The sequence below is a fragment of the Amycolatopsis sp. Poz14 genome, assembly GCF_006704225.1.
Lineage (GTDB): Bacteria > Actinomycetota > Actinomycetes > Mycobacteriales > Pseudonocardiaceae > Amycolatopsis > Amycolatopsis nivea.
The window spans coordinates 5362199-5379023 of sequence record NZ_JACLHD010000001.1; the positions used below are offsets into that span (position 1 = coordinate 5362199).

The 16825-nt window shown below is 71.3% G+C and carries 18 protein-coding genes; 11 read left to right on the forward strand and 7 right to left on the reverse strand.

Features of this window, described 5'->3' with window-relative positions:
- Nucleotides 1-2 precede the first annotated feature (2 nt).
- From FKO37_RS25445 to FKO37_RS25455, 3 genes are all read left to right on the forward strand, one after another.
- Nucleotides 3-602 carry a helix-turn-helix domain-containing protein gene (locus FKO37_RS25445; RefSeq protein ID WP_238606012.1) on the forward strand — a complete coding sequence of 200 codons (600 nt, stop codon included), beginning with the start codon at nucleotides 3-5 and terminating at the stop codon, nucleotides 600-602.
- The gene (locus FKO37_RS25450; protein ID WP_238606013.1) at nucleotides 595-1323 is read left to right on the forward strand and encodes an SRPBCC family protein; all 729 of its coding nucleotides are present in this window, start codon (nucleotides 595-597) and stop codon (nucleotides 1321-1323) included. The genes FKO37_RS25445 and FKO37_RS25450 overlap by 8 nt, the downstream gene beginning before the upstream one ends.
- Before the next feature lie 70 nt (nucleotides 1324-1393).
- Nucleotides 1394-1756, forward strand: coding sequence for a YciI family protein (locus tag FKO37_RS25455; protein ID WP_238606014.1), 363 nt, complete (start codon nucleotides 1394-1396; stop codon nucleotides 1754-1756).
- A gap of 3 nt (nucleotides 1757-1759) precedes the next feature.
- Here the strand turns inward: FKO37_RS25455 and FKO37_RS25460 are convergent, their stop codons facing one another.
- From FKO37_RS25460 to FKO37_RS25485, 6 genes are all read right to left on the reverse strand, one after another.
- Nucleotides 1760-2170 (reverse strand): VOC family protein, encoded by a 411-nt coding sequence (locus FKO37_RS25460; RefSeq protein ID WP_238606015.1) that lies wholly within the window; start codon nucleotides 2168-2170, stop codon nucleotides 1760-1762.
- 10 nt (nucleotides 2171-2180) lie between these two features.
- On the reverse strand, nucleotides 2181-3383 hold the full coding sequence (locus FKO37_RS25465; RefSeq protein ID WP_238606016.1) for an RNA polymerase sigma factor: 1203 nt from the start codon (nucleotides 3381-3383) through the stop codon (nucleotides 2181-2183).
- A 6-nt stretch (nucleotides 3384-3389) separates the two neighbouring features.
- Nucleotides 3390-3971, reverse strand: a complete 582-nt coding sequence (locus FKO37_RS25470) for a dihydrofolate reductase family protein (protein WP_238606017.1) — start codon at nucleotides 3969-3971, stop codon at nucleotides 3390-3392.
- Between the two features lie 18 nt (nucleotides 3972-3989).
- On the reverse strand, nucleotides 3990-4214 hold the full coding sequence (locus FKO37_RS25475; protein WP_009078687.1) for a DUF5703 family protein: 225 nt from the start codon (nucleotides 4212-4214) through the stop codon (nucleotides 3990-3992).
- On the reverse strand, nucleotides 4211-5224 hold the full coding sequence (locus FKO37_RS25480; RefSeq protein ID WP_238606018.1) for a YncE family protein: 1014 nt from the start codon (nucleotides 5222-5224) through the stop codon (nucleotides 4211-4213). The genes FKO37_RS25475 and FKO37_RS25480 overlap by 4 nt, the downstream gene beginning before the upstream one ends.
- A gap of 98 nt (nucleotides 5225-5322) precedes the next feature.
- Complete coding sequence (locus FKO37_RS25485; protein WP_037805921.1) at nucleotides 5323-6285, reverse strand: aldo/keto reductase; 963 nt, start codon at nucleotides 6283-6285, stop codon at nucleotides 5323-5325.
- Between the two features lie 161 nt (nucleotides 6286-6446).
- Here FKO37_RS25485 and FKO37_RS25490 point away from each other — a divergent pair, with 161 nt between their 5' ends.
- The 3 genes from FKO37_RS25490 to FKO37_RS25500 all read left to right on the forward strand — a co-directional run bounded on the left by FKO37_RS25490 (nucleotide 6447) and on the right by FKO37_RS25500 (nucleotide 10169).
- Nucleotides 6447-7289, forward strand: a complete 843-nt coding sequence (locus tag FKO37_RS25490) for an undecaprenyl-diphosphate phosphatase (RefSeq protein ID WP_009078682.1) — start codon at nucleotides 6447-6449, stop codon at nucleotides 7287-7289.
- Nucleotides 7290-7318: 29 nt separating this feature from the next.
- Nucleotides 7319-8026, forward strand: coding sequence for a histidine phosphatase family protein (locus FKO37_RS25495; protein WP_037805922.1), 708 nt, complete (start codon nucleotides 7319-7321; stop codon nucleotides 8024-8026).
- A gap of 91 nt (nucleotides 8027-8117) precedes the next feature.
- Nucleotides 8118-10169 (forward strand): M3 family metallopeptidase, encoded by a 2052-nt coding sequence (locus tag FKO37_RS25500; RefSeq protein WP_043833210.1) that lies wholly within the window; start codon nucleotides 8118-8120, stop codon nucleotides 10167-10169.
- A gap of 55 nt (nucleotides 10170-10224) precedes the next feature.
- Here the strand turns inward: FKO37_RS25500 and FKO37_RS25505 are convergent, their stop codons facing one another.
- Nucleotides 10225-11175: an Lrp/AsnC family transcriptional regulator gene (locus FKO37_RS25505; RefSeq protein WP_238606019.1), complete on the reverse strand. Its 951-nt coding sequence runs from the start codon at nucleotides 11173-11175 to the stop codon at nucleotides 10225-10227.
- A gap of 85 nt (nucleotides 11176-11260) precedes the next feature.
- Between FKO37_RS25505 and FKO37_RS25510 the strand changes: the two genes are divergently transcribed.
- The 5 genes from FKO37_RS25510 (at nucleotide 11261) to FKO37_RS25530 (ending at nucleotide 16746) form a co-directional block, all read left to right on the forward strand.
- Nucleotides 11261-12700 carry a UbiD family decarboxylase gene (locus tag FKO37_RS25510; protein ID WP_238606020.1) on the forward strand — a complete coding sequence of 480 codons (1440 nt, stop codon included), beginning with the start codon at nucleotides 11261-11263 and terminating at the stop codon, nucleotides 12698-12700.
- Between the two features lie 18 nt (nucleotides 12701-12718).
- On the forward strand, nucleotides 12719-13177 hold the full coding sequence (locus FKO37_RS25515) for a pyridoxamine 5'-phosphate oxidase family protein (protein ID WP_238606021.1): 459 nt from the start codon (nucleotides 12719-12721) through the stop codon (nucleotides 13175-13177).
- Nucleotides 13174-13830, forward strand: a complete 657-nt coding sequence (locus FKO37_RS25520) for a UbiX family flavin prenyltransferase (RefSeq protein WP_238606022.1) — start codon at nucleotides 13174-13176, stop codon at nucleotides 13828-13830. The genes FKO37_RS25515 and FKO37_RS25520 overlap by 4 nt, the downstream gene beginning before the upstream one ends.
- A gap of 61 nt (nucleotides 13831-13891) precedes the next feature.
- On the forward strand, nucleotides 13892-15340 hold the full coding sequence (locus tag FKO37_RS25525) for an amidase (RefSeq protein ID WP_238606023.1): 1449 nt from the start codon (nucleotides 13892-13894) through the stop codon (nucleotides 15338-15340).
- A 155-nt stretch (nucleotides 15341-15495) separates the two neighbouring features.
- The gene (locus FKO37_RS25530; RefSeq protein ID WP_238606024.1) at nucleotides 15496-16746 is read left to right on the forward strand and encodes an MFS transporter; all 1251 of its coding nucleotides are present in this window, start codon (nucleotides 15496-15498) and stop codon (nucleotides 16744-16746) included.
- Nucleotides 16747-16825: the final 79 nt, after the last annotated feature.

The following is a 16825-nucleotide window of genomic DNA, read 5'->3' on the forward strand; positions in this document are numbered from 1 at the left end:
GCATGTTTCCTGTTGCGGTGATCGAGGACGCGGCCGCGGCCGAGGTGTCGCTGGACCCGGTCCGGGCCCGGCTGCTCGCCGAACTGGCGCAGCCCGCCTCGGCGACGATGCTGGCCGCCCGCGTCGACCTGCCGAGGCAGAAGGTCAACTACCACCTGCGCGCGCTGGAAAAGCACGGCCTCGTGGAGCTGGTCGAGGAACGGCGCAAGGGCAACGTCACGGAACGGATGATGCGGGCGACCGCGGCGTCGTACGTGATCTCGCCGTCCGCGCTCGCGGCCGTGCAGCCCGATCCGGCGCAGTCGCCGGACCGGCTCTCCGCGCGCTGGCTGCTGGCGGTCGCCGGACGGCTGGTGCGCGACGTCGGGATCCTGATCACCGGTGCGGCGAAAGCGAAGAAACGCGTCGCCACCTTCGCGCTCGACGGCGAGGTCCGGTTCGCTTCGGCGGCCGACCGGGCGGCGTTCGCGGAGGAGCTGGCGACGGCGGTGACCACGCTGGTCGGGAAGTACCACGACGAGAAAGCCGAGAACGGCCGCGCGCACCGGGTGGTGCTGGCGGTGCACCCGAGCGTGCCGATGGAGGAAACCGAGCATGGGTAAGGAATTCCGGGAGATCGACGTCGCCGAGGTCCCGGCCGAACCGGAACAGGTCTGGGCGGCGATCGCGACCGGCCCGGGCATCGACTCGTGGTTCATGGGCCGCAACGAGGTCGAAGGCGGGGTCGGCGGCGCGGTGCGCGGGGCGTTCGCGGCCTACGAACCGACACACGCGATCACCGCCTGGGACCCGCCGAACCGGCTGGCCTACGGCGGCGAGCCGGATCCGGACGGACGGCGGATCGCTTACGAATTCCTCGTCGAGGGCCGCGAGGGCGGCAGTTCGGTGATCCGTTGTGTCACCAGCGGCTTCCTGCCCGGCGACGACTGGGCGGACGAGTTCGAGGCCATGCAGGCGGGCGGCGCGCTGTTCTTCCGCAACCTGGTGGAATTCGTGCAGCACTTCCCGGGCCGGACGGCGAAACCGGTCACCGCCTTCGGGACGACGGCCGTCGCGGACTGGCCTGCATTGTGGGCTGCGCTGGCGAAGGAAGTGGGCGTCGCACAGCTGACTGTCGGCGCGAAAGTCCGGCTGGCCGGTTCGGACGGTGTGGTGTACGCGGTGAACGAGCAGACCGTCGGGATTCGTACTGCAGAGGGGCTTTTCTGCTTCATGCAAGGCTTCCGCGGACCACTGGTGGCGACGCACCACATCGTCGCGCCGGACGTCGACGTGGCGGCGGAGGAAGCCAAGTGGACGGAGTGGATGGCCGCGCTCGGCTGAGCCGTGTCGAAAACCGGGGCGGCCCGTTCGTCATCCGGTCGAGAGCGTTTTCCGACCAGGAGGAGAAACCGTGCAGTACGCGATGCTGATCTGCGGCGACGACCGCGAATGGACCGCCTTGTCCCCGGCGGACGAGGACGACCAGATGAAGCAGATCTACGCGTGGTTCGAGCGCTGGCAGCCGTCCGGCAAGGTCGGGAACGGCGTCGAACTGCAGCCGCGGGAGACGGCGAGGACCATCCGGGCCGGGGCGAACGGGAAACCGGTGGTCACCGACGGGCCGTACGTGGAGCTGAAGGAGATCGTCGGTTCGGTGATTTCGCTGGAGTGTGCCGACATCGACGAGGCGGTCGAGGTCGCGGCGAGCTGGCCGCTGGGACCGGGCGTGAGCGCGGTGGAGGTCCGGCCGGTGATGAGCCGAGAAGAAGAGTGAGCCTCACTCGCCCGCGTAGCTGCTGAAGGTCCAGACCTGGCCTTCGGGATCGGCGCACGAGTACTCGCGCACCCCGGCCGGGGAATCGTGCACCGGGTTGAGGATTCGCGCGCCGGCGGCCTCGGCCCGGGCCTGGTGGTCGTCGAGCGTGCTGTCCGGCACCCAGACGCACAACGCGTGGCTGGTGCCGCCCAGCGCGCGCGGGCTGTGCATGCCGTACTGGCCGCCCTCGTGGTCCCGGCTGAGGAAGATCAGGCTCGCGCCCGCGCGGACCTGGGCGTGCTCGACGCCGTTCCCTGCCTCGACCACGAAATGCGACTCGAATCCGAAGGCCTCGGCGAGAAATTCGATCGCGGCTTTCGGATCGGCGTAGGTGAGGTTGGGGTACACGGTCTGCAGCGGAGTGTCGACCATGTGCGTCAGACTAGCCTGCTAAATCGGCTACGCGTCGCGCCATCAGCTCGCGCTCGGCCGGGTTCGAGGCCAGTTCCAGTGCCCGCTTCGCCGACGTCAGCGCCTCGTCCGTCCGGTCGAGCGCGGCGAGCAGATCGGCCCGGGCTGCGTGCCACAGGTGGTAGCTGGACAGCTGGTCTTCGAGCGCGTCGACCTCGCCGAGCGCCGGAGCCGGGCCGATGGCGTATCGCGTGGCGACCGCCCGGTTCAGCAGGACGACGGGCGACGGGTCCAGTGCGTAAAGCCGGTCGTACATCGCGCGGACGCCCACCCAGTCGGTCTCCGCGAAACTCCTTGCGACAGCGTGCATCGCGGCGATGCCAGCCCGGGTTTGATAAGGCCTGGGCTGGCCAAGCCGCACCGCCTCGCGCAACCGCAGCACCGCACGCTGAATCGTCGGCCCGTCCCACAACCGGCGATCCTGCTGCTCCAGCACCACAATCCGCCCCTGTGCGTCGAACCGCGCCGCGACGCGCGCGTGCTGCAACTCCAGCAACGCGGCCAGCCCGGCGACTTCCGGTTCGCGAGGCAGCGAGTCGGCAAGCTGCCGGGCCAGTTCGACGCCCTCGCGCGCCAATTCCTGCCGCTGCGCCGAATCTCCGCTGGAGAGATAGCCCTCGTTGAACACCAAATAGACCACCGAGAGGACAGCGGGCAGCCGGTCGGCGTACTCGTGCGACCGCGGCGGTTCGAATCCGATGCCGCGTTCCCGCAACAGCCGTTTGGCCCGCGAAAGCCGTTGCGACATCGTCGGCACCGGCACCAGGAACGCGGCGGCGATCTCGGCGGTGGTCAGCCCGCCCGCGGCGTACAGCGTCAGCGCGACCTGCGCCGGTTCCGGCAGATCCGGGTGGCAGCAAGCGAAAATCATCGCCAGCCGGTCGTCGCTGCCCGGTTCCGGAGGCGGTTCCGCCGCTGCCCGGACGGCCTTCTCCTGGCCGACCACGTCCCGGCGGAGCCGGTCGATCGCCTTGCGCCACCCGGTAGTCACGAGCCATCCGGTGGGACTGGACGGCACCCCTTCGCCGGGCCAGCGTTTGAGCGCCTCGGCGATCGCTTCCGACAGCGCTTCCTCAGCGCGATCGAAGTCGCCGAGCCGACGGCTGAGCGCACCCAGCATGCTGGCGGCGTCGGAACGCCAGATGCGCTCGGTCAGCTCGGCGACGTCGTTCACGAGGGTTCAGGCGCGGACGTACCGCAGCAGGGCGACGCCGCTCTCGAAGGTCCGGCTGTCCGCCATCCGGTAGCTGTCCACGGAGAACCCGGCGTCGAACAGCGGCGCGCCGGAGCCGATGACCACCGGGTACAGCTTCAGGTGCAACTCGTCCACTTCGTCGCGCAGCGCTCCGGCCAGCGCGCCTCCGCCGACGAGCCAGATGTCCTTGCCGTCTTCCTTCTTCAGCTCGCGGATCTTCTCCGCCGGGTCGGTGTTGACCACCTGCACAGCTGGGCCGGGTGCCTCGGTCATCGTGCGGGAGAAGACGTAGTGCCGCAGGTGCGTGTACGCGTCCGGAACGCCGAGGTCGACGCCCATCTGGTAGGAAACCCGGCCTTCGACCACCGTGTCGAAATGCCGGTGCGGGACGTCCTCGATGCCGAGCACGGACCGGAGGTGCGTCGGCACCATTTCCGGATACTCGCGCAGCAGCGGCTCGGCGTGGTCGCCCTCGAACTGGAATACCGAGCCGGTCGGGTCCTCCCGGGTCGGAGCCGCGATGAAGCCGTCGAGGGTGGACGCGACCAGATAGACCAACTTGCGCATAACGGACAGTCAAGCAGGTCAGGTCGCGAGCCCCGTCGAGTGGTCGGCCGCCGTGCGCTTGCGCCGCAACCAGATGCGGCGCGTCCCGTCGGCGTACAGCCGGACCGTGCGCAGTTCCCAGCCCGCGAACTCCGCGTGGATGGAGAGCTGGATCATCGCCGCGCGCCGGGACACCGCCGGGGGGAGGCGCAGGCGGCGATACTCCCAATCCCCTTCGACCACCGCCTCGTCGACTGTCGTCATGGCTGGATCACCTGGGTCCCTTCTCCGGCGGCCGAGCCGACGAACACGCGGCCGCTCTGGTCGTCGACGCCCACCGTGTCCGGCTGGCGCACGGTCGGGAATCGGTACTTCTCGACAGGCTCTCCGCCGCGGACGTCGTAGCCGACGACCTCGTTGCGGGCGGTCAGGGTGACCCACGCCAGGCTGCGCTTCGCGTCGTAGGCGAGGCCGTACGCGCCACCGGGCACCGGGTAGCGCTGGCGGAGGATCAGCGGGTTGGTCGAGAACGCGAGCAGCGCGCCCGCGCGGGCGTCGGTGACCAGGACGCGGCCGTAGGAGTCGGCGACCGCGTTGGCGGCGCCGTCGCCCGCGCGCAGGCCCTCGTCCATGGTTCCGGCCTGCACGTCCACGCTGAACACGGCAGTGCGCAGCCGGTCGAGGACGACGACGCCGTTGCCGGTGTTGACCACGTCGTCGGCGCTGTAGAGCTGACCGGTGATGGTCTTCGCGACCGAGCCGTTCGCCAGCACCTCGACGGCCTTGCGGTCGCGGACCGCGACGAGTGTGTCCGGCCCGTCGGCGACCCCGGCGGCCGGCTGCCCGGCGACCTTCTCGGCGGTCATCTGCCCGCTCGGCAGCGCGACGCGGGCGAGCACGCCCTTGCCCGGGATTCCGGCGAGCGCCTGGCCCCCGGACACGCTGAGCGATTCCGCCGGACCGGGCAGCGCGACGGTCTTCTTCGGCGCGCCGAGCGAGGCGAGATCGTAAATCCGCAGCTCAGCGGGCTGTTTGAGGGCGACGACGAGGGTGTGGCTCTGCTGGTCGGCCGCGATCGCCGACACCACCGGCATCGGCAGCACCTGCCCGGCGGGCGGCACCGCGCGAGCGGGGGAGGCGGCGGGTTTCGCGGCCGTCGGATTGGCCACGACCTGCAGGTTGTCCTTCGGCTGCTCCGAGGACGAGCAGGCGGACAGCGCGAGCGCACCGGCCAGCGGGATCGCGATCCGCGACGCGGCGGTGAGCCGACGCACCTTGAAACCTCCACCAAAGCTCCGGCGAACGGGTCCCTCCAGCATCCTCCAGGAACGCCGACGCGTCACGCCCGTGTCACCGACCCGACACCTGCGGCTCACCGGGTGCCTCGTTCCGGATAGCCGAATTCGATGTCGCTGACGTCGTCGAGCGCGCTTCGGATGGCAGGCGGGAGCGTGAGCTCTTCGGCGGCGAGCGACCCGGTGAGCTGGCCGGTGTCGCGCGCGCCGACGACCGGTGCGGCCACTCCGGGCCGGTCCCGGACCCAGGCCAGCGCCACCGCGAGCGGCGACGTGCCGAGCCCTTCGGCGGCGGTCACGACTGCCTGCACGATCCGCGCGGCACGTTCGGTGCGGTGGTGCTCGACGTATCCGGCGTACTCGGCGGACGCGCCGCGCGAGTCGGCGGGCGTGCCGGTGCGGTACTTCCCGGTGAGGACGCCGCGGCCGAGCGGAGCCCACGGAAGGACGCCGATCCCGTGGTGCGTCGCGGCCGGGACGACTTCGCGTTCGATGCCGCGTTCCAGCAGCGAGTACTCGAACTGCCCGGACACGAGCGGCACCGCGGCGAGCGAGGCGGCGGTGGCGAGCTGCCAGCCCGCATAGTTGGAGACGCCGACGTAGCGGACCTTGCCGCTCGTCACCGCGTAATCGAGCGCGGAGAGCGTTTCCTCGATCGGCACGCAGGAATCCCACGCGTGCAGCTGCCACAGGTCGATGTGGTCGGTGCGCAGCCGTTGCAGCGACCCTTCGAGCGCGGACAGCAGCGCACCGCGCGAAGCGCCGCCGCCGAACGGGCCGTCGGTGCGGCGGGCGACAGTCTTCGTGGCCAGCACGACGTCCTCACGCGGCACCAGGTCCGACAGCAGTTCGCCGAGCATCCGCTCGGCCTCGCCGCCGGCGTAGAGGTCGGCGGTGTCCACGAGCGTGCCGCCCGCGTCCACGAACGCGACCAGCTGGCTGGCCGCCTCGTCCGGATCGGTGTCGCCGCCCCACGTCATGGTGCCGAGGGCCATCCGCGATATCCGCAGTCCCGACCGGCCGAGCTGTCGCTTTTCCACGACCGCCGAGCCTAGTGGGCGCGCCCGCCGCGACCCGGGCAAGGTGACCCCGTGTCGGACCGGCGCCCTCGGGGTGGTCCTCAGGAACCACCCGATAGGTTCCCGACCGTGCGAATCGGACTGCGCCCCGTGCGGGCGGGCGAACCGGCGGGAGCGGCCTGATGGGATGGTTCGAGGCCCTGGTCCTGGGGCTGGTGCAGGGGCTCACCGAGTTCCTGCCGATCTCCTCGAGCGCGCACGTGCGGATCGTCGCCGCGCTGGCGGGCTGGGGCGATCCGGGCGCGGCGTTCACCGCGGTCACCCAGATCGGCACCGAGCTCGCGGTGATCCTCTACTTCGGGCCGAAGATCGGCCGGATCCTGCGCGCCTGGTTCTTCTCGCTCTACCGCCCGGACTGGCGGCGCGACCCGGACGCGCGGCTGGGCTGGCTGATCATCGTCGGGTCGCTGCCGATCGTCGTGCTCGGCCTGCTGCTGCAGGACGAGATCGACCGGGCGTTCCGCGACCTGCGGATCACCGCGACGACGCTCATCGTGTTCGGCCTGATCCTGCTGTTCGCCGACCGGACCGCGAAGCAGCAGCGGACGCTGGACCACCTGAACGTGCCGCACGGCCTGGCGTACGGCTTCGCGCAGGCGCTCGCGCTGATCCCGGGCGTCTCGCGCTCGGGCGGCACGACGAGCGCAGGCCTGCTGATGGGCTACACCCGCTCGGAAGCCGCGGAGTACTCGTTCCTGCTCGCGGTGCCCGCGGTGTTCGGCTCGGGGCTGTACAAGCTGACCGACATCGGCAAGAACGGCGAGAACGCGCAGTGGGGGCCGACGATCCTGGCAACGCTGGTCGCCTTCGGCGTCGGCTACCTGGTGATCGCGTGGCTGATGGCCTACATCAAGAAGCGCAGCTTCGTGCCCTTCGTGATCTACCGCGTGGTGCTCGGCGTGGTGCTGTTCGGGCTGGTCTTCGGCGGCGTGCTCGACCCGAACGCGGGACCCGCGGGCGGCTGAACCGGCGGATCACCGGTTAGGGTGGCGTCGTGAGTACGGTCATCTTGCTGCGGCACGGAAAGTCCACGGCCAACGGCTCGGGCGTCCTCGCCGGGCGCACGCCGAAGGTCGGGCTGGACGACACCGGCCGGGCACAGGCCGACGCCCTCGTCGAGCGTTTCGCCGGGGTGCCGGTCGCCGAACTGGTCGTGTCGCCGATGCTGCGCTGCAAGCAGACCGTCGCGCCGCTGGCCGCCGCGCAGGGCCTGACGAAGGTCGTCGAGCCGCGGCTGTCCGAAGTGGACTACGGCGAGTGGACCGGCCGGGAACTCAAGAACCTCGTCAAGGAACCGTTGTGGCGCGTGGTGCAGGCGCACCCGTCGGCGGCGGTCTTCCCGGGCGGGGAAGGACTCGCCGAGATGCAGGCGCGCGCGGTGGCCGCGATCCGCGCGCACGACGCCCGGATCACCGCCGAGCACGGCGACCACGCCGTGTGGGTGGTGTGCAGCCACGGCGACGTGATCAAGTCGATCCTGGCCGACGCGCTGGGCCAGCACCTCGACGCGTTCCAGCGGATCGTCGTGGACCCGGCCGCGGTGTCGGTCGTGCGCTACACCGAAACGCGGCCGTTCGTGCTCCGGGTGAACGAGCACGGCGGCGACCTGGCCGGGATCGTGCCGCCGCCGCCGAAGAAGAAGCGCGGCCGCGGCAAGAAGGCTTCGAGCGACGCCGTCGTGGGCGGAAGCACGGGCCGCTGACGATCGACAGTCCTTCCGTCGGATGCCGGACCCCGTAGGGTGGGCGGCACCACGTGGAGAACCCTGTGGAGAACCAGGAGCGCAAACCCGAATGATTTCCCCGGACAACCCGTTCGCCGTCCCCAGCGACCTGCCCTACGAGCTGCCGCCGTTCGACCGGATCGCCGACGAGCACTACCGGCCCGCCTTCGAAGCCGGGCTCGCCGAGCACGCCGCCGACGTGGAGCGGATCGCCGACGACCCGGCCGAGCCGACCTTCGAGAACACGATCGCGGCGCTGGAGCGAGCGGGTGCGCTGCTGACCCGGGTGTCCGGCACGTTCTTCAACATCTCGAGCTCGAACGCGACCGAAGAGGTCCAGGAGATCCAGGCCGAGCTGGCTCCGAAGCTGGCCGCGCACGAGGACGCGATCCACCTGAACCCGCGGCTGTTCGCCCGCATCGACGCGCTGTACCAGAAGCGTGCGGAGCTGGGCTTGAACGCGGAGGAGCTGCGGCTGCTGGAGCGCCGGTACACCGACTTCAGCCGCGCGGGCGCCGGGCTGCCCGAGGAGGACCAGGCGAAGCTGCGCGCGCTGAACGAGCAGCTTTCGACGCTGCAGACCCGTTTTTCGCAGAACCTGCTGCGGGACACCAACGATCTCGCGGTCGTGCTCGACGACGCCGCGGAGTTGGCCGGGCTCGGCGAAAGCGCGATCGCGGCGGCGGCGCAGACGGCGGCCGAACGCGGTCTCGAGGGCAAGTACGTCCTGACCCTGACGCTGCCCACCGCGCAGGCGGCCGTGGCGTCGCTGGAAAACCGCGCGGTGCGCGAGCGCGTCTTCACCGCTTCGGTGTCGCGGGGCAACCGCGGCAACGAGTACGACAACAACGCCATCGTCGAGGAGATCACCCGGCTGCGGGCCGAGCGGGCGGCGCTGCTGGGCTACCCGAACCACGCGGCGTACGTGATCGCGGACGAGACGGCCAAGACTGTCGAGGCGGCAGGCGGGCTGCTGGAGCGGCTCGCGCCGGTGGCGGTCGCGAACGCGCGCACCGAAGCCGCGGAACTGCAGAAGCTGCTGGAAGCGGACGTGCCGGGCGCGACGCTGCAGCCGTGGGACTGGGCGTTCTACGCGTCGAAGGTGGAGCGCGAGCGGTTCCAGCTGGACACCGCGGCGCTGCGGCCGTACTTCGAGCTGGACCGGGTGCTGCACGACGGCGTGTTCGTGGCCGCGAACCGGTTGTACGGCTTGACTTTCACCGAGCGGAACGACCTGCCGAAGTACCACCCGCAGGTGCGGATCTTCGAGGTCTTCGACGCCGACGGCAGCGGGCTCGGCCTGTTCCTGATGGACTACTACACCCGCGACTCCAAGCGCGGCGGCGCGTGGATGAACAACTTCGTGGACCAGTCGCGGCTGCTCGGGCGGCGCACGGTCGTGGTCAATGTGCTGAACGTGACCAAGCCGCGCGAGGGGGAGCCGACCCTGCTTTCGCTCGACGAGGTGCGCACCGCGTTCCACGAGTTCGGGCACGCGCTGCACTCGCTGCTGTCCGGCGTCGAGTTCCCGACGTTCACCGGCACCAACGTGCCGCGCGACTTCGTCGAGTACCCGTCGCAGGTCAACGAGATGTGGATGCTGTGGCCGGAAATCCTGGCCAACTACGCCAAGCACCACGAGACGGGGGAGCCGCTTCCCGCCGGGCAGGTCGAGCTGCTGGAGGCCGCGCAGCAGTACGGCGAAGGCTTCCGCACGACCGAGTACCTCGCCGCGGCGCTGCTCGACCTCGCGTGGCACAAGCTCGGCCCGGACGACCGGGTGGAGGACGTGCAGCGATTCGAGGCCGCGGCGCTGGAAAAGGCAGGCGTGGCACTGGAAAGCGTGCCGCCGCGCTACCGGACGACGTACTTCAACCACGTCTTCTCGGGGGGCTACAGCGCCGGGTACTACTCCTACATCTGGAGCGAGGTGCTCGACGCGGACACCGTCGAGTGGTTCACCGAGAACGGCGGCCTCAAGCGCGAGAACGGCGACCACTTCCGGTCGACCCTGCTGGGCCTCGGCGGCAGCGTCGACCCGATGGAGGCCTTCGCGACCTTCCGCGGCCGCGCACCGGAGATCGAGCCGCTGCTGAAGCGCCGGGGGCTCGCGGGCGCGTAAGCACGGTAACTGTATAACGACCTATACGGCTGCCCTCTCTTGACCGCTCCTGCGGTCAGGGGAGGGCAGCCGCGCGTTTGACGACGCGCAGGACCGGGGCGGTCTGCACGGTCTGGACGCCGGGCAGCGAACCGACCTGTGCGGTGATGAATTCGTAGAGCGCTCCGGCATCCGAACAGAGCGCGGTGGCCAGGAGGTTGGCCGGGCCGGTCGTGGCGGCGGCGTAGGCGATCTCCGGGCACCGGGCGAGCGCGGCGCCCGCCTCCTCGAGGGCGGCCGGGCTGACCGAGATCCACAGCAGGGCGTGGCTGGACCAGCCCAGCAGACGCTCGTCGAAGTCGACGCCGAAGTAGAGCGTCCCGCTGGTCCGCAGCCGGTCGATGCGGCGGCGGACCGTCGACTCGTGCCAGCCGGTGCTCGCGGCCAGCGCAGCGTGGGAGGTCCGCCCGTCGCGGGCCAGGTCGTCCAGCAGCAGCCGGTCGCCGTCGCCGAGGTCGAGCGGTTCCGCGGCCGGCGAGGGCGGGGTCAGTTCGGCGACCTGGCCGGGGCTCAGGGACGCGATCGGCGTGTGCCAGCCGTCCGGGCCGCCGCGGAACAGGCGCAGCACCTGGTGCGCCTCGATCGAGAGCACCTGGCGGGTGGCGGGGAGTTTGTCCAGCAGGAGCGCGTCGCGGGCCCGCTGGTCGGGCGCCTGGATGTGGCAGCCGATTTCGGTGCCGCCGGAGGCGAGCTGGATCCGGTAGGTGTCGGACCGCTCGGCGAGAGCCCTGGCGACGGCGAGCGTGGCGGGCGGGGCGCACCGCACCCGCAGCACCCATTCCTCGGCGTGCCCCAGAAAGCGGGGGTCGAGGCGGCCGACGACCCGGACCGCGCCGGTTTCGCGGAGCCGGCGGTAGCGGCGGGCGATCGTCTGCTCGGAGACGCCGAGCACGGCGGCGATGCGGCGGAACGAGGCGCGGCCGTCGAGGTAGAGCGCGTGGACGAGCTGGACGTCGAGGATTTCCACGGTGCCGAGCTTATTCGGTGGCGGTATCCGGCGCGTTTCCGGCGGTGGCTGGAGCGCGAGGCGGTCCGGAGCGGAAAGTGGGGGCATGACCGCGTTCCGTGATCTCCGGCATTACCTGGAGCAGCTGACCGAAACCCTCGGCGAGGACGAGGTGCGCCGCGTCGAAGGGGCCCACTGGGACCTGGAGATCGGCGGCCTCACCGAGCTGCTGGCCGAGCGCGAAGGGCCGGTGCTGCTCTTCGACGACGTCCCCGGCTACCCGAGCGGCTTCCGGGTTTGCACCAACTTCATGGGCACTCCGGCCCGCTCCGCCGTCGCGCTCGGCCTGCCCGCCGACACCCCGAAGCTGGACATCGTGCGGGCCTGGAAGGACATCAGCCGCGACCTGCGGCTGATCCCGCCGGTCGAGGTCGCCGACGGGCCGGTGCTGGAGAACGTCGTCGAGGGCGACGACGTCGACGTGACCATGTTCCCGGCGCCGCGCTGGCACGAGGGCGACGGCGGCCGCTACATCGGCACCTCCTGCATGGTCGTGACCCGCGACCCGGACACCGGCTGGGTCAACGTCGGCACCTACCGGGTCTCCGTGCACGGCAAGGACCGGCTGTCTGTGTGGTTCCTCGGCAACCGGCACGCGCGCGCGATCGCGCACAAGTACTGGGACCGCGGCCGGAACTGCCCGATCGCGATCGTCGTCGGGCAAGACCCGATCCTGTCCACCGCCGCCGCGATGTCCGCCCCCGAAGGCGTTTCCGAGTACGACCTGGCCGGCGGCCTGCGCGGGCAGGGCGTCGAGGTGCTGCACGCGCCCGGCACCGCCCTGCTCGTCCCGGCGCACGCGGAGATCGTCCTCGACGGCGAGATGCCGCCGCCCGAGGAGGAGTCGGTCCTGGAAGGCCCGTTCGGCGAATGGACCGGCTACTACACCCACAGCGGCCGGGAACCCGTGGTGCGGGTGCGGCAGATCCTGCACCGGGACGACCCGATCATCCTCGGCGCTCCGCCGATGCTGCCGACCGTCCCGGCGGGCGACCAGGCCGTGCCGCTCTACTCCGCCACCGTGACCTGGGACCACCTTGAGCAGGCCGGGGTCCAGAACGTCCGGGGCGTGTGGGCCTACGCGCGTCAGCTCATGATGGTCGTCTCCATCAAGCAGACCGGGGCCGGCGATGCCATGCACGCGCTGCTGGCCGCCGCGTCGCGCAAGCGCACCGGCGGTATGGAGCGCTATCTCGTGGTGGTCGACGAGGACATCGACATCACCGACGTCAACCATGTGCTCTGGGCGCTGTTCACCCGCGTCGACCCGGCGGAGTCGATCCACGTCCTCCGCTCGCCCACCACCGCCATCGATCCCCGCCTCTCGCCGGCCAAACGGGAGGCAGGCGATCTGTCCATGGGGATCGTGCTCGTCGACGCCTGCAAACCGTTCGCGTGGAAGGAGCAGTATCCGCGCGCCAACCGGGTCGGCGAGGGCTACCGCGCCGAACTCCGCGCGCGCTGGAAGGACGTCCTGCCGCTCTGACCGTCCAAGGAGGACGATGTGCCGCACCTGCCCGAGGAGGTGGCCCGCCTGGCAGCGGGGGAGCCGCCGCTCGACGCCGACGAACAGGCGTTCCCGTTGCTCACCGTGGACGGGAACGGCCACCCGCACACCGCGCTGCTGTCCCGCGCCGAACTCGAACCCGCCGACGACCGCACCGCGCTCTACGCGGTCGTGGCCGGGACCGGCACTCGCGCCAACCTGCGGCGGCATCCGTACGCTGCGCTGCTGGCCGTGGACGGGACGGTGTGCCACCGCCTCAAGCTCCGCCTGATCCGGTCGCTGACCCTGGACGACGTTCTGGGCTGCGTGTTCACCGTCGCGCACCACAAACGCGACAGCCTCGGGATCCCGCTCAGCCCGCTCGGCTTCCGCACCACCGGGCGCCTCGCCGAACTCGAGGACTGGCCCCGCAGCGCAGCCGTCCTCCGCACTCTCCGCACAGGACACTCGGCATGACCCGCCTCGTCGTCGCCATGTCCGGGGCCACCGGCGCTCCCTTCGGCGTCCGGCTGCTGGAGGTCCTGCGCGACCTCCCCGGCGTCGAGACCCATCTCGTCCTGAGCACCTGGGCCAAGACCACCGTCGAGCTGGAGTGCGCCCGCACGGTGCGGGAGGTCGTCGAACTGGCCGACGTCCACCACCGGCAGGGGGAGCAGGGCTCGGTCCTGTCGTCGGGCTCGTTCCCGACGGACGGCATGGTCGTCGTGCCGTGCAGCATGAAGACGCTCGCCGCGATCCGCACCGGCTACGCCGACAACCTGATCACCCGGGCCGCCGACGTCACGCTCAAGGAGCGCCGCCGCCTGGTCCTGGTGCCCCGGGAGACGCCGCTGAGCGAGATCCACCTCGACCACCTGCTGGCGCTGAGCCGCATGGGCGCCCGGATCGTCCCGCCGATGCCCGCCTTCTACAACCACCCGCAGACCCTCGACGACATGGTCGACCACGTCGTGGCGAGGATCCTCGACCAGTTCGGCCTCCCCGCCCCCGCCGCCCGCCGCTGGCAGGGCCTCGGCCACGCCCGGCACTCGGCCGCCTCCCGCACGTCCGCGGCCGAGGACGCGGCGCTCATTGCCCCGGCCGCCGCCGTCGGCACGGCCAGGGATTGAGCAGCCACCAGCACTTCAGCGCGACTTCGTCATCTATCCGGTTCTCTTCTGGAGGTTTCGCATGACCGACTTGGCATTTCGTTCCGCACGCGAACTCGCTGCCGCCGTCGCGGCGAGGGAGGTGTCGAGCGTCGAACTGCTCGAGCACTACCTCTCCCGGGCGGAGCGGCTCGATCCGAAGGTGAACGCCATCGTCGCCAGGGACGAGGAAGGGGCGAGGGCCGCCGCACTGGCAGCCGACCGCGCGGTCTCCCGCGGCGAGCCGCTCGGCCCCCTGCACGGCGTCCCCGTGACCATCAAGGACGCTACGGAGGTCGCGGGCATGCGGACCACCGGGGGCTCGACCCGCTGGGGTCATTACGTCCCGGCCAGCGACGCCGAGTCGGTCACTCGGATCAAGAACGCGGGAGCGATCGTGTTCGGCAAGACCAACATGCCTGCCGACGGCCGGGACTGGCAGACCTACAACGAGATCTACGGAACCACGAACAATCCGTGGGACCCGACCCGCGGCCCCGGGGGTTCGTCCGGCGGGTCCGCCGCGGCAGTCGCCGCCGGGCTGACCGGCCTGGAACTCGGCGGCGACGCGGCGGGCTCGATCCGGGTGCCGGCCCACTTCTGCGGCGTCTACGGACTGCGCACGTCGTACGGGATCGTGCCAGGGCGCGGGAACGTGGCGGGACACGCTCCGGGGACGCTGGCGGCGTCCGACATGGCGGTACTCGGCCCGCTCGGCAGGCATGCCGACGACCTCGACCTGGGGTTGGACGTCCTCGCGGGCGCGGACCACGACCACGCCCCGGCCTGGCGGCTGGAGCTGCCCGCCGCCCGGCCGAACACGCTGCGGGAGTTCCGGGTCGCGGCCTGGCTCGACGATCCTTTCTGCCCCGTCGACAGCGAACTGGTCGCGATCATGCGTGCGGCGCTGGAGGCAGTGCGGGCCGAGGGCGCCGTCGTGGCCGAGGGCCCTGGGCCGATCGGTCTCGAGGAGACGATGGCTCTCTACTATCCGCTGCTGATCGCGCAGTCCGGGCTGATGGATTCCGCCGAGTCGTACGCCGGGCTCGTGGAACTCGCCGCGGCGGAAGGGGCCGCGGGCGCGTTCGCGTCCGACATGACGATCAGCTTCCGCGGCTGGCACGCGCTCGACGAACGCCGGCAGCACTCCCGCCGCCGCTGGGCCGAGTTCTTCCGCGACGTCGACGTGCTCCTCCTCCCGGTGAGCCCCACGGCCGCCTTCCCCCACGACCAGCGACCCGATCCCAGCTGGTCGCTCCGAACGTTGCGGGTCGACGGCGCCGAGCGGCCGTATCGCGACATGCTCCCGTGGATCGCGCCGTCCGCGCTCAACTACCTGCCCGCGGCGGTCGCGCCGGTCGGGACGACCCGGGACGGGCTCCCGGTCGGCATCCAGGTGATCGCGCCCTATCTGCACGACCGCACCGCGGTCCGGTTCGTGCAGTGCCTCGCGAAGGCGATCGGCGGATTCCGCCGTCCGCCGGGATTCTGAGCGCGGGTGCGCTGACCTGCGCCGGAGCCCGGGACGCGCCGGCTGTTCGTCCGATCCGCTGACCGGCGGGCCCGGGATTCGCCGGATCCGACGAAGCCGCGGAGGGGGTGCATGACCACACAATGCGGCGTCGCCGAATCAAGGAGGATCCGACGGTGAGCATTCCGAGTTCCGCGCCGGTCGTGCGGCGGACCGAACGGACCACGTTGGCGCTGCTGGTCGGCGTCTTCATCATCGACTACATCGACCGCGTCATGATCGCGGTCGCGCTGCCGCTGATCGGCGCGGAGTTCGGGCTGTCCAAGACCACGCAGGGGCTGGTCGTGTCCGCGTTCGCGATCGCGTATCTGGTCGGGCAGATGCCGGGCGGGCTGCTCGCGGACCGCGTGGGCGCGCGGCCGTTGCTGGTGATCTCGCTGGTGGCCTGGTCGGTGTTCACCGCCGCCACCGGGTTCGCGCCCGGGCTGGTCGTGCTGCTGGTGCTGCGCGCGGCGTTCGGGTTCGCGCAGGCGTTGTTCCCCGGGGCGGCGTTCAAGGCGCTGGCCGAGCGCACGACGCAGGAAGGCCGCAGCCGCGGCGCGGGACTGCTGCTCGCGTCCAACTCGGTCGGGGCCGGGCTCGGGCCGCTGCTGGTCGCGCCGCTCGTGGTCGCCGCGGGCTGGCGGCACACGTTCTGGATCGTCGCGGTGGCCGGGCTGATCGTCGGCCTGGCGTTGTGGCGGCTGCTGCCTCCGCCGCTGCCGCGCGAGCTGACCGAACCCGAGGCGCGCGTCGCCCCGGTGAAGGTGCCGGTGTCGCAGGTGCTGCGGAACCGGCTGGTGATCCGCTGCGCGGCGATGTTCGCCTGCTTCAACATGCTCGCCTATGGGATGATCACCTGGGTCCCGTCGTACCTGGTCGAGACCAAGGGGCTTTCGCTGGTCGCGGCCGGGATCTCGGCGGCGATCCCGCAGCTGGTGAGCGCGGCGGCGGTGCTGATCGGCGGCTGGCTGATGAGCCGGTACTTCGACCATCGGCCGCGCTGGCTCGTGGTGCCCGCGCTCGTCGCCGCGGCCGGGGTGCTCGTCGCGATGCTGCTGTCGGATTCGGCGACCGGGTTCACCGTGCTGCAGACCGTCGCGATGTTCATCAGCGGCCTCGCCTCGATCGGCATCGTCGGGCTGCCGCTGCGGGTGCTGCCGCGCGACCTGGTCGGCGCGGGGATGGGCCTGGTCAACACGGGCGGCCAGCTCGCCGGCGTGCTCGCGCCGCTGGTGATGGGCTGGCTCGCGGACCGGTTCGGGTTCGCCGCGGCGTTCGGCTTCCTGGCGGTGTCGACGCTGGCCGCGGCGGCGATTTCGCTGACCACCCGCTCGACCCAGCTCTCGCTCGGCGCGCCGGTCCCGGCGAAGGAGCAGGTGGGCTGAGGCGGGTCTCGTGAATGCTCATGCCGGTGAGAACCGGCATGAGCACTCACGAGCGCTGGCCGGGCTGCGGGCGCACCGG